This window comes from uncultured Martelella sp. (assembly GCF_963677965.2).
In the GTDB taxonomy this organism is placed as follows: domain Bacteria; phylum Pseudomonadota; class Alphaproteobacteria; order Rhizobiales; family Rhizobiaceae; genus Martelella; species Martelella mangrovi.
This window is the reverse complement of record NZ_CAXXFM010000001.1, coordinates 2,224,754-2,236,311: the sequence shown is the minus strand read 5'-3', so window position 1 is coordinate 2,236,311 and position 11,558 is coordinate 2,224,754. Positions and strand designations below refer to the sequence as shown.

General features: G+C 59.3%; 11 protein-coding genes. 5 read left to right on the top strand and 6 right to left on the bottom strand.

Translation table 11 applies throughout. The features are described from left to right. Positions 1-40: 40 nt before the first annotated feature. The 4 genes from ACHZCU_RS10460 to ACHZCU_RS10445 are packed head-to-tail and all read right to left on the bottom strand — an operon-like array spanning position 41 to position 4,273. On the bottom strand, positions 41-1,321 hold the full coding sequence (locus ACHZCU_RS10460; RefSeq protein ID WP_394706047.1) for an ABC transporter substrate-binding protein: 1,281 nt from the start codon (positions 1,319-1,321) through the stop codon (positions 41-43). A 35-nt stretch (positions 1,322-1,356) separates the two neighbouring features. Further along, positions 1,357-2,469, bottom strand: a complete 1,113-nt coding sequence (locus ACHZCU_RS10455) for an ABC transporter ATP-binding protein (protein WP_106309602.1) — start codon at positions 2,467-2,469, stop codon at positions 1,357-1,359. Positions 2,470-2,474: 5 nt separating this feature from the next. Continuing rightward, on the bottom strand, positions 2,475-3,386 hold the full coding sequence (locus ACHZCU_RS10450; protein ID WP_106309599.1) for a carbohydrate ABC transporter permease: 912 nt from the start codon (positions 3,384-3,386) through the stop codon (positions 2,475-2,477). A gap of 2 nt (positions 3,387-3,388) precedes the next feature. After that, entirely contained in the window at positions 3,389-4,273 is an 885-nt protein-coding gene (locus tag ACHZCU_RS10445; protein WP_106309596.1) for a carbohydrate ABC transporter permease, read from the bottom strand. Between the two features lie 317 nt (positions 4,274-4,590). Here ACHZCU_RS10445 and ACHZCU_RS10440 point away from each other — a divergent pair, with 317 nt between their 5' ends. Continuing rightward, positions 4,591-5,508, top strand: a complete 918-nt coding sequence (locus ACHZCU_RS10440) for a helix-turn-helix domain-containing protein (RefSeq protein WP_106309593.1) — start codon at positions 4,591-4,593, stop codon at positions 5,506-5,508. Positions 5,509-5,514: 6 nt separating this feature from the next. Here the strand turns inward: ACHZCU_RS10440 and ACHZCU_RS10435 are convergent, their stop codons facing one another. After that, entirely contained in the window at positions 5,515-6,423 is a 909-nt protein-coding gene (locus ACHZCU_RS10435; RefSeq protein ID WP_319518728.1) for a sugar kinase, read from the bottom strand. Continuing rightward, complete coding sequence (locus ACHZCU_RS10430) at positions 6,420-7,121, bottom strand: GntR family transcriptional regulator (protein ID WP_106309896.1); 702 nt, start codon at positions 7,119-7,121, stop codon at positions 6,420-6,422. The genes ACHZCU_RS10435 and ACHZCU_RS10430 overlap by 4 nt, the downstream gene beginning before the upstream one ends. A 106-nt stretch (positions 7,122-7,227) precedes the next feature. Between ACHZCU_RS10430 and uxaC the strand changes: the two genes are divergently transcribed. The 4 genes from uxaC (at position 7,228) to ACHZCU_RS10410 (ending at position 11,532) form a co-directional block, all read left to right on the top strand. Then, positions 7,228-8,631 (top strand): glucuronate isomerase, encoded by a 1,404-nt coding sequence (gene uxaC / locus ACHZCU_RS10425; RefSeq protein ID WP_319518727.1) that lies wholly within the window; start codon positions 7,228-7,230, stop codon positions 8,629-8,631. Between the two features lie 36 nt (positions 8,632-8,667). Further along, positions 8,668-9,657, top strand: coding sequence for a TRAP transporter substrate-binding protein (locus ACHZCU_RS10420; protein ID WP_319518726.1), 990 nt, complete (start codon positions 8,668-8,670; stop codon positions 9,655-9,657). 61 nt (positions 9,658-9,718) lie between these two features. After that, positions 9,719-10,246: a TRAP transporter small permease gene (locus ACHZCU_RS10415; protein ID WP_106309581.1), complete on the top strand. Its 528-nt coding sequence runs from the start codon at positions 9,719-9,721 to the stop codon at positions 10,244-10,246. Between the two features lie 5 nt (positions 10,247-10,251). Continuing rightward, positions 10,252-11,532: a TRAP transporter large permease gene (locus tag ACHZCU_RS10410; RefSeq protein ID WP_106309578.1), complete on the top strand. Its 1,281-nt coding sequence runs from the start codon at positions 10,252-10,254 to the stop codon at positions 11,530-11,532. Positions 11,533-11,558 lie beyond the last annotated feature (26 nt).

Below are 11,558 nucleotides of genomic sequence, written 5' to 3'. Positions count from 1 at the left end.
CGAAAGTATTGGGGGCGGCTATTGCCGCCCCCGGCAAGGTCTAGTTGCGGATACGGTCCAGAACGTCCTCGACATTGTAAAGAATGTCATCGGCAGCCGTTTCGGCGTCGATCTGGTCATAGGCGAACTCTTCGAGCGGATCGCCGATCGCCTGCGAGATCTGCGGATGTTCGAAATACGGCGAAATCGTCGGACCGGTCGCAGCCAGAATGATCTGGTGAGCCTTCATCTGCTCAGGCGCGATCTGGTCGCCCGCTTCCAGCTGTTCGAGAGCCTTTTTCGAGGCCGGAATGCCGCGGGTCGTGCCGAGGATATCAATCGCGCCCTCATCATTCAGGAGGCAATTGACCACTTCGGCCGCGGCGTCCTGGTTGTCCGAGTTCTTCGAGATCGAGAACAGCATCGAAGGCTTGCGATAGACGCCGTCATTGGTGGCGCCTTCGGCAAGCGGAATGGTCGAAGCCGTCAGCACCTGACCTTCCTCAAGCACGTCGCCAATCTTGAAATAGGTCGAATCCCAGGCATAGGTGCCGGCAATGTGGCCGTTGGCCCATTCCGGATTTTCATTGAGCACCAGATTGCCGCCGGCAGCGACCTTCGGCCAGGGGATGACGACACCGTCTTCGACGAACTTCTTGTAGAGGTTCAGCCCGTCGACCAGTTCTTCCTTGCTGTAATTGAATTCGAGCGTATCGGGCTCGATCATGGTCTTGCCGGTCTTCTGCGTCAGATAGGCGGTGATCAGAAGACGAATGTCGAGACCACTCTGGGTCGGGCTCGAGGCTTCATAGGGGAAGTAGTCTTCGCCAAGCTTTTCCTTGAAGGTGATGCCGGCCTTGTCCATGTCGTCCCAGGTCTTCGGCAGGTCCAGACCGGCCTTTTCGAAGGTCGTCTGGTTGAAGAACGGTACACGACCGGTGATCGACAGCGGCAGGCCCTGCAGGTGGCCGTTGACCGTCGAGGTGGCAAGCTCCGCGTCGGTCCACTGCGACAGATCGATGATATCGGAGAAGTCGTTGAGATCGGCGAAACCTTCACCGGTCGGTGTGAACAGCGGCAGCCAGGGCCAGTTGATCTGCATGATGTCGGCTTCGGTACCGCCGGCCAACTGCGTGGTGATCTTCTCCTGATGGCCGGTCCAGCCGGTGAATTCCGGAGAGACGGTGTGGCCGAGCTTGTCGCCGCAATATTTCAGCGCTTCCTGGGTGGCCAGGTGACGGCTGTCGCCACCCCACCAGGACATGCGGAGATCGGCGGCATTGGCTGCCGTCAACGATGTGGCAGCCATCAGGCCGGCCAGGATTGTCAGTTTCATGGTCATATTTTCCTCCCTTTGAAAAAGACGGTTTACGAAACTCATGCCGACAGCGAGATGTTCTCGCCGGTGCGGCGGTGAAAGATATGCAGGGCGTCTTCCTGCGGCATGATGCGGATCTGCTCATCCCGCAGGTTCTGCCGCTCCAGCCCCGTGGCCGGGACGACGACGATGAAGGAATGCCCCTCCACCATGATGTAGAGGTAGACCTCGTGGCCCATGAACTCGACATGGGAGACGCGGCCCAGCAGCCCTTCTTCCGCGTTCTGATCGACAATATGGAAGTGCTGGGGACGCACGCCGAAGGTCACTTCCGTCGGGGCATCCTTGTCGATGCGCGCGCGCGCCTTTTCATCGATGGTGATGACCTGCGTGCCGATCTTCAGCTTTCCGCCGTCAACGAGGGTGGCATCGCCGATATTCATTTCCGGCGAACCGATGAAGCCCGCGACAAAGGCGTTGGCCGGCCTCTGGTACAGCGTGAAGGGATCAGCAACCTGCATGATCCGGCCTTCCTTCATCACGCAGATACGATTGCCCATGGTCATCGCTTCCGTCTGGTCATGGGTGACGTAGACGACGGTCGAATGCATGCCGTCCGCCAGCAGCTGCTTGTGCAGGTCGGTGATGCGCACCCGCATCGAGGCGCGCAGTTTCGCATCGAGGTTCGACAGCGGTTCGTCGAACAGGAACACCTGCGGCTTCTTGATCAGGGCACGGCCGAGCGCCACACGCTGGGCCTGACCGCCGGAAAGCTGCTTCGGCAGGCGCTCCAGATACTCCTCGATCTCCAGAATGTGGGAGACCTCGTCGGTGGAAGCGGCAATCTCGTCCTTCGGTGCATGCTTCAGGCGAAGACCGAAGGAGAGGTTGTTCTTCACCTTCATATGCGGGTAAAGCGCATAGTTCTGGAACACCATGGCGATGCCGCGCTGGCCCGGGGCCTTGTCGTTGACGAGATCGTCGCCGATGCGGATCTCGCCGCCGGAGATGCGTTCGAGACCGGCGATCATGCGCAGCGTCGTCGACTTGGCGCAGCCGGACGGGCCGACCAGCACCATGAACTCGCCATCCTCGATTTCCAGATCGATACCGTGAACGGCCTTGAACTTGCCGTAGACTTTTTCGAGATTTTTCAGCTGAACTCTGGCCATGGTTGTTATCCTTTGACTCCGCCAGCGGAGATACCTTCGATGAAATATTTCTGTGCCATGAAGAACACGACGAGAGCGGGCGTGATCGCGAGCACAGACATGGAGAGAATCTTGTTCCAGGCGAATGCTTCGGTGGTATCGATCGACAGTTTGAGGGCCAGCGAGACCGGGTATTTGTCGACCGAGGACAGGTAGATCAACGGCCCGAGGAAGTCGTTCATCGTCCACATGAACTGGAACAGGCAGACCGAAATCAGGGCCGGCGTGAGCAGCGGTACGACGATGAAGAGAAGGGCCTGCCAGCTCGAGGCGCCGTCAACGCGTGCGGCCTCTTCCATGTCGCGCGGGATGGCGCGCAGGAACTGGACCAGCATGAAGACGAAGAACGCATCTCCGGCAAGGGCCGAGGGCACCCACAACGGCAGGAAGCTGTCGAGCCAGCCGAATTCCCGAAACAGCAGGTATTGCGGAATACGGGTGACGACGTTGGGCAGAAGCAGGATCGCGATCAGCGAGGAAAACAGGATCTTCTTGCCGGGAAACTCGAACCGGGCGAAGCCATAGGCAACGGCGGTGGCCGAGATCGCGGTCCCGATCATTTTCGGAATCAGGATCAGGAAGGTGTTGAGGAAGAACCGGCCGAACGTATAGGGCGTCGAGGTTTTCCAGCCTTCGATATAACCGCTGACGGTCGGGTGCGTCGGCCAGAAGCCGGCGCTCGTGAACATTTCGGCGTTGGTCTTGAACGACGCGCCGATCAGCCAGATCAGCGGGTAGAGCATGATCAGCCCGACCACAAGCAGGACCACATAGCGGATGAACGACGAGATCGCGACTTTGCGCTGTTCGCGTTTGCGGGCGCGGATGGCTTCCAGATCGCGGGCGGACAGCATGCTGGACAAGGTTTGCTCGGTCATGATCAGCTCCTCTTGTCGCCGGCGTAGTAGACCCAGTGACGTGACGACCAGAAGGCAATCAGCGTCAGGACCATGATGATGGCGAACATGACCCAGGCAATGGCCGAGGCATAGCCCATGCGGAAGTTCTTGAACGCCTCGTCATAAATGTAGAGCGGCAGCAGGTAGGTCGATTTCAGCGGACCGCCACCGGTAATGATGTAGGGACCGTTGAACTCCTGGAACGCCTGAACCGTCTGCATGATGAGGTTGAAGAAGATCACCGGCGTGATCAACGGCAGGGTGATGAAGAAGAAGGTCTTCCACTTGCCGGCCCCGTCGATGGCGGCGGCCTCGTAAAGCGAATTGTCGACGCTCTGGAGCGCTGCCAAGAAAATCACCATCGCCGAACCGAACTGCCACAACCGCAACAGGGTGATGGTGAACAGCGCATTGGTGGGATCGCCGAACCAGTTGACCTCCGGCAGGCCGAGGCCTTCGAGCATCATGTTGATCAGGCCGACATCGGCAAACAGGTAGCGCCACAGCACCGCGATCGCGACGGACCCGCCGAGGATCGACGGTACATAGAAGGCCGTGCGGAAGAAATTGATGAACTTCAGCTTGTAGTTCAGGATCACCGCGATGAACAGCGCGAAGGCCAGCTTCAGCGGCACGGTCGAGAACACGTAGATCAACGTGACGCTGAGCGACTTGTTGAACGTGCGGTCATGCGTGAACAGCCGGATATAGTTCTTCAACCCGACGAAATGGGGCGAACTCATCAGCGAATAGTCGGTAAACGACAGCACGAAAGAGGCAAGAAAAGGCACTGCCGTAAACAGCAGCAGGCCGATGATGTATGGGGACAGATAGGCGAGCCCCATGAAACGATTTTCACCGCTCATGACCGCATTCCCGTTTGTTGTTTCCGGCAGCCCGTCAAAGGCGTGTCGGCATGACCTTGCCCGAAAGACGGGCAGGCAACATGCGGCAAACGCAAAAGACGCCGCCCGCGAAGGGCCGCACGGATGTTATTGTGTTCTGAATTGTGCATGGCGCTAGTGCGCAGCGCGAGGGATCAACCCAGTCGGGTTTCGACTTTTCCCATACGAGCGACATCCTCCCAGATGGTTTTTAAAGTAATACGCCTTTATTTCAGCGTTTCCAGTGTTCATAATCATGGTTGCAAGCTGATTTGGAATAGAGGGTTTCGGACAAAAGGATGGAGAAAATCGAAGGTGGAGTTCTGGACGGCCTTGCGGTGAATGCGCTCAATCTGACATTGACCCGCTCGACCATCAGAATGTTGCACACATCGACATGGACGGCGGACAAGGTCAACAAGGTCCATGACCTCGTCATCTGTCTGACCGGACAGGCCGAATACGAGGTCGCCGGCGAGACCTTTGCGATGAAACCGGGCCGCGCCCTGCTGATTCCGGCCGGCGAGCGTTTCATCGGGCGCTCCACCTCCGAAGAGCTTTATACCGGCGTGGCGCAGCATTTCCGTGCCGAGGTCTTCGCGCGGATGGATCTGTTCGAACAGATGGACTGCCGGCTGTGGGTCGACCTGCCGCGCTGGGAGATGATTGCGCCGCTGGCCCGCCACTACCGCGAAACCGCACCGCTGTCCTCGACCACCTTCGCCCAGCATCACCTGTTCATGGTGCTGCTGATCGAGTTCATCGAGGCGGCCTTTATCCGCTGGCGCCCGCAACAGGATGTCGCGGTCAACAACCCCGACAGCCTCTCGCTTTCCGTCATGGTTGCCGCCTCGCAGATTGCGGCCGATCCGCTGAGCCCGGACACGGTTGACCGCGTGCTCGGCTCGATCCCCTACAATCAGGATTATTTCCGGCGCGAATTCAAGAAACAGGTCGGCCTCACGCCGCCGAAATATCAGGAATTCAAGCGGATGGAGCGGGCCATGGCGGTGCTTGCCAGCGGCCAGACCGTCAAACAGGCCTCCGCCTTTGTCGGTTATGACGACAGCTATTATTTCTCACGGATGTTCAAACGCTATATCGGCGTCAGCCCGGCCGGCTACAAACTGCTGAACAAACGCCACCAGGAAGGCGCCTATCCGCGCGGAGAGGAAGACGGCATGGCCGTCTTCCCGTTGCTCAGTCCGCAGGAGTAGAGCGGATCAGACGTCGACAAGCGCACCGCGCGCGCCGATGACGCGGGCGGAAAGGGCAGAGCCTTTGGCAAGCGCCTCAACCAGCGGCGCGCCGGTCATCAGTGCGGAAATCAGGCCGGCGTTGAAACTGTCGCCGGCAGCGGTGGTGTCCACGACATTGTCCGACGGCGTCGGCTTGAAGGTCACCGGGCCTTCCTCTTCGTCCTCGGCAAAGATCGTGTCGGGGCCGCTCTTCACAATCACCGTTTTCACGCCCGCTGCGCGGTAACGCGCAATCGTTGCCTGCGGGTTTTCGTCGCCGAACACCGCACCGTCCTCGTCAAAGGACGGCAGAACGATATCGCTGACGGCAGCGGCCTGCATGATGGTTTCAGCCATGACATCGCGCGAGGGCCAGAGCCGGGCGCGCATGTTCGGATCAAAGGCGATGACGGTGCCAGCGGCGCGCGCTTCGGCAAGCTTTTTCAGAAGCGTTGCGCGATGCTCTTCATTGACCACAGCCATGGTAATGCCGGAAAACAGCACAAGCCCCTTGCCCGCCAGCGCTTGTGCGAGCGCCTCTGGGTCTTCTGCCAGAAGCTTTGCAGCCGACTGGCCGCGCCAGTAGGAAAAGCTGCGCTCGCCGTTTTTCAGCGCAATCATGTAAAGCCCGACGGTGCGCTCTTCGATCCGGCGAATGGAGGCGGTTCCCACGCCTGCCTCGTTCATGAAGGCCAGCATCTCGTCGGAAACCGTATCGGTGCCCGCGCCGGTAAAATAATCGACCGTAAAATCATCCGGCAGCTGGCGGGCGAGATACCAGGCGGAGTTGAACGTATCGCCGGCAAAGCCGCGCGTATAGGCGCCGTCTTCGCGCGGGGCCATTTCGACCATGCACTCGCCGACACACAGGATTTTTCTGGGCAGGTTTTTCATTCGTCTTCCATTTCGAAAAAGGCCGGATGCGAGACGTTGATACGCTCGACGATCTTGGCAATCTGCGCCAGATGGCTTCGCATGGCCTCAACGGCCGCGTCCTCATCATGCGCCTCGATTGCATCCAGTATCACGGTATGTTCATTCAGCGCGCTTTCCGCGCCAAACGACAGACTGAGATACCGTACACGGTCCATATGCGCCTTGTGGTCGCGGATCAATGACCAGGCGTCACCATGGCCGGAAAGCTCGCAAATCTGCTTGTGGAAGGCGTCATCGAGAACGTGGAAACCGGTCTTGTCTCCATCGCTGATGGCGGCCTCCTGCTTGGCCAGGCTGGCGCGGAGTGCGGCGGTATCATCCTTGCTGCAACCGGCCGCCGCCGCCCTGACTGTTGCAAGTTCAAGAGCGCTGCGAATAAAGTGAGCCTGCATGACGGCGCGTTTGGAAATATGGGTCACAAGCGTCGCCCGTTGCGGCCGCACGAGCAGGAAACCCTGCTGCGACAGCCTGTAAAAAGCATCACGTACGGGCTGACGCGACACTCCGAGGATGCGGGCGACCTCGACTTCTGATAGTTTCGACCCCGGCGGCAATTCGTTCTCGATAACCTGCCGGTAAAGGTGATCATAAACCAGGTCGGTCACGGTGGGCTGGCGCGCCTGCTCCAACGTACCGATATCTAATTTTCCGACCATCCATTCCTCCATTGACAGGTTTCGCATACTAACATATTAGTTTTCGAGAGAAATGCAATCGCGCATTTTCTACCGACATTTCAGAATGCGAGCGGGAGGCTACGACATGCTCAACAAGGACCGGCTCTTTCCGACAGAACCGAAGACGCGGGATCTCGCCCGCGCACTCTACAACGAAATCAGCACGCTTCCCATCGTCAGCCCCCACGGCCACACCGATCCGCGCTGGTATGCGGAAAACGAACCTTTCCCGGACCCGGCCAAGCTGTTCGTGGTTCCCGATCATTATGTCTTTCGCATGCTCTGCTCGCAGGGCGTCAAGCTGACCGATCTGGGTGTCCCGCGCGTTGACGGCGGCGAGACGGAAACCGACAGCCGCAAGATCTGGCGCCTGTTTGCCGAAAACTTCTACCTGCTGCGCGGCACACCGAGCCGCGGCTGGCTGGAACACTCCTTCGAGCACGTCTTCGGCCTGACCAAGCGTTTCGGCCCCGACACCGCAGATGAATTCTACGACCATATCGGTGAATGCCTGCAGAAGCCGGAATTCCGTCCGCGCGCGTTGTTCGAGCGCTTCAACATCGAAGTGATCGCGACCACGGAAAGCCCGCTCGATGACCTGAAATGGCACGCGATGATCCGCGATTCCGGCTGGACCGGCGGCAAGGTCGTCACCGCCTATCGCCCGGACCCGGTTGTCGACCCCGATTTCGAGGGCTTTGCCGAAAACGTCGCAAAGTTCGGTGAAATCACCGGTCTCGACACCACAAATTTCGACAACTATCTCGAAGCCCACCGCGTTCGCCGCGCTTTCTTCAAACAGTATGGCGCGACCTCGACCGACCATGGCCACCCCACAGCCCGCACCGAAGACCTGCCGAAGGCGGAGGCCGCAGCCCTGTTCGCCAAGGCGCTGAAGGGCGAATGCACGGCCGAGGAAGCCGATGCCTTCCGTGGCCATATGCTGACGGAAATGGGCCGCATGAGCGTCGAGGACGGGTTGGTGCTGCAGATCCATCCGGGTTCGACCCGCAACCATTCGGCCGAAGTCATGGCCCGTCACGGCCGCGACAAGGGCTTCGATATCCCCTCGCAGACCAATTATGTCGATGCGCTGCGTCCGCTCCTGAATGCCGTCGGCATGGAACCGGACCTGACGATCGTTCTGTTCACCCTCGACGAAACCGCCTATTCGCGCGAGCTGGCCCCGCTTGCCGGCGTTTATCCGGCACTGAGGCTTGGTCCCGCATGGTGGTTCCACGACAGCCCCGAGGGCATGCGCCGCTACCGTGAAATGGTCACGGAAACGGCAGGCTTCTACAACACGGTCGGCTTCAACGATGACACGCGGGCATTCTGCTCGATCCCCGCACGTCACGATGTCGCTCGCCGCGTCGACTGCGCATTTCTGGCGACCTTGGTCGCCACTGGTCGCCTCGATGAAGATGAGGCGCCCGAAGTCGCGCGTGACTTGACCTACAATCTGGTCAAGCGCGCATACAGGCTGTAGCTAGCTACAGCCATTTTCAAGCAGGGAGAGGACCTTATGAAAAGCTTGAAAGAACTGGGAATGGGAATTGCAACTGTCGCGATCATCGCGACAGGCGCTGTATCGGCACAGGCTGCCGAAATGACATTGCGCTCGTCGGATACGCATCCGGCCGGCTATCCGACGGTGGTTGCCGTCCAGTATATGGGAGAGCAGCTCGAAGAGTGCACCGGTGGCAAGATCGGCATCGAAGTCTATGACAGTGCCCAGCTTGGCGAGGAAAAGGACACGATCGAACAGACCCGTTTCGGCGTGATCGATATGCTGCGGGTGAGCCTCGGGCCGTTCAACGGCCTGATCGAGGAAACACAGATCCCGTCGCTGCCCTACATCTTCCGCTCCACCGACCACATGCATCATGTGATGGACGGCGAGATCGGCGATGAAATCCTGGCCGCCTTCGAACCCTACGGCCTTGTTGGGCTGGCCTTCTACGACGGCGGTTCGCGCTCCTTCTACAATCGCGAAAAACCGATCACCTCGATCGATGATCTCGACGGCATGAAATTCCGCGTGATGCAGTCCGACATCTTCGTCGACATGGTCAACGCGCTTGGCGCCAATGCCACGCCGATGCCCTATGGCGAAGTCTATTCCTCGATCCAGACCGGCGTTATCGACGGTGCGGAAAACAACTGGCCGTCATTCGAAAGCTCCAGCCACTACGATGTCGCCCCCTATTACACGCTCGACCAGCACCTGATCGTGCCGGAAGTGCTGGTGATGTCGAAAGCGACCTGGGACAAGCTGACACCCGAGGACCAGCAATGCGTCCGCGACACGGCCAAGGCATCGGTCGAATATCAGCGTGAGAAATGGGCTGAACGCGAAGCCGAATCCGAAAAGATCGTGCGCGAGGCAGGCGTCGAGGTCATCACCGACATCGACAAGACGCCGTTCATTGAAGCCATGGGCCCCGTCTATGAAAAGCATGTCACCAGCGAAAAGCTGAAGGACATGGTGAAACGGGTACAGGCCGTTCAGTAAGCACATTACGGATGCGGCGGCATTTCGCCGCCGCGTTCTTCTCCTTGGGGGAGTTGAAAAAGTGCAAGACATAATGAAATCGATAGCGCTGGGCCTGGGTGTCATTGCCCGGATCGCGCTTTGGGGGGCTGCCGTCGGGCTTGCCCTGATGACGGCTTTTATCGCCTGGCAGGTTTTTGGCCGCTACGTTCTCAATTCAACACCGATCTGGACCGAGCAGACATCGATCCTGCTGATGGGCTGGTTCATCTTTCTCGGCGCTGCCGTCGGCATTCGCGAAGGTTATCACTTAAGTTTCGATATTCTGATCCATGTCATCCCGCGCTGGCTGAAGCTGATTTTTTTCACCATTTCGGACATCTGCGTCGTCGGGTTTTCGGTCGGCATGGTCGTTTATGGCTGGCAGCTTGTCGAAGGCACCTGGGAGGCAACGATGCCCTCGCTCGGCATTCCGGATGGCGTCGCCTTCCTGTCGCTGGTGTCCGGCGGTTTTCTGATGATCGTCTTCTCGCTTGAACGCATCGCGCGCCGCGCGGCCGGCCTTCCCACGGCCCGTTTCGGCGAAACAGACCTGTTTGAGGAGGAGTAGGAACCATGGAACTCGTCGTCCTTTTCGGCACCTTCGCTGTCCTGCTCTTCATCGGGACCCCGGTTGCCTTTTGCCTCGGCATCTCATCCTTTGCCACAATCATCTATCTCGGCCTGCCGCCGCTGATCGTCTTCCAGCGCCTGAATTCCGGCGTTTCGGTGTTTGCGCTGATGGCGATCCCGTTCTTCATCTATGCCGGTGAAATCATGGTGCGCGGCGGCATCGCCAGACGCCTCGTGGCGCTTGCGGGCGCGGCCGTCGGCCATTTCCGTGGCGGTCTCGGTCAGGTCAATATCGCCGCTTCCGTGTTGTTCGGCGGGATTTCCGGCTCGGCTGCGGCAGACGCGTCGGCCATTGGCGGCCTGATGGTGCCGCAGATGAAGGAACGCGGCTATGACGCCGACTATGCGGTGAACATCACCGTGACGGCCGCCATGATTGCCCTGATGCTGCCGCCGTCGCACAACCTGATCATCTATTCGATTTCCGGCGGCGGCCGTATCTCGATTGCCGATCTGTTCACCGCCGGCATCATTCCCGGCATCGTTCTGGCGCTCTCGCTGATGGCGGCGGCCTGGTTCGTTGCCAAACGGCGCGGCTATCCGACGGAGAAATTCCCCGGTGCGAAAATCGCCGGCGCCCTGTTTGTCGACGCCATTCCCGGGCTGATCCTGATTGCGATCATCTTCGGCGGTGTCCGCTCGGGCATATTCACCGCTTCGGAAAGCTCGGATATCGCCGTTGTCTACGCGTTGGCCTGCACGGTGTTCCTCTACAAGACGATGGACTTCAAGACCTTCGTCGATGTCACCGTCGGGGCCGTCAAGACCACGGCGATGGTGCTGCTGGTCATCGGCTCTGCCGCCTGCTTCGGCTGGCTGCTGGCCTATCTGAGGGTTCCCGCCAATATCGTCGCCTTCATGCAGACGGTTTCGGAAAACCCGATCATCATCATGCTGCTGATCAATGTGGCGCTCTTGATCCTTGGAACCTTCATGGACATGTCGCCGTTGATCGTGATCACCACGCCGATCTTCCTGCCGGTTGCCACCGCATTCGGGGTCGATCCGGTTCAGTTCGGCGTCATCATGATCCTGAATCTGGGGATCGGGCTATGCACACCACCGGTGGGATCGGTTCTGTTCGTCGGCTGCGCGGTCGGCAAGATACCGGTGACCCAGGCCATCAGAACCATCTGGCCGTTCTATTTTGCGGCCGTCTTCACCCTGTTGCTGGTCACCTACATTCCGGCGCTTACCCTCTTCCTGCCGTCTCTGTTCCACTAGGACAAACGGCTGACCGGCAAAACGGT

What these genes read in the sequence shown, in the direction of transcription:
- uxaC (WP_319518727.1), top strand. Translation starts at nt 7,228, where the DNA reads ATGCTCAACAAGGACCGGCTCTTTCCGACAGAACCGAAGACGCGGGAT.
- ACHZCU_RS10450 (WP_106309599.1), bottom strand. Translation starts at nt 3,386, where the DNA reads ATGACCGAGCAAACCTTGTCCAGCATGCTGTCCGCCCGCGATCTGGAA.
- ACHZCU_RS10410 (WP_106309578.1), top strand. Translation starts at nt 10,252, where the DNA reads ATGGAACTCGTCGTCCTTTTCGGCACCTTCGCTGTCCTGCTCTTCATC.
- ACHZCU_RS10435 (WP_319518728.1), bottom strand. Translation starts at nt 6,423, where the DNA reads ATGAAAAACCTGCCCAGAAAAATCCTGTGTGTCGGCGAGTGCATGGTC.
- ACHZCU_RS10420 (WP_319518726.1), top strand. Translation starts at nt 8,668, where the DNA reads ATGAAAAGCTTGAAAGAACTGGGAATGGGAATTGCAACTGTCGCGATC.
- ACHZCU_RS10455 (WP_106309602.1), bottom strand. Translation starts at nt 2,469, where the DNA reads ATGGCCAGAGTTCAGCTGAAAAATCTCGAAAAAGTCTACGGCAAGTTC.
- ACHZCU_RS10440 (WP_106309593.1), top strand. Translation starts at nt 4,591, where the DNA reads ATGGAGAAAATCGAAGGTGGAGTTCTGGACGGCCTTGCGGTGAATGCG.
- ACHZCU_RS10460 (WP_394706047.1), bottom strand. Translation starts at nt 1,321, where the DNA reads ATGACCATGAAACTGACAATCCTGGCCGGCCTGATGGCTGCCACATCG.
- ACHZCU_RS10445 (WP_106309596.1), bottom strand. Translation starts at nt 4,273, where the DNA reads ATGAGCGGTGAAAATCGTTTCATGGGGCTCGCCTATCTGTCCCCATAC.
- ACHZCU_RS10430 (WP_106309896.1), bottom strand. Translation starts at nt 7,121, where the DNA reads ATGGTCGGAAAATTAGATATCGGTACGTTGGAGCAGGCGCGCCAGCCC.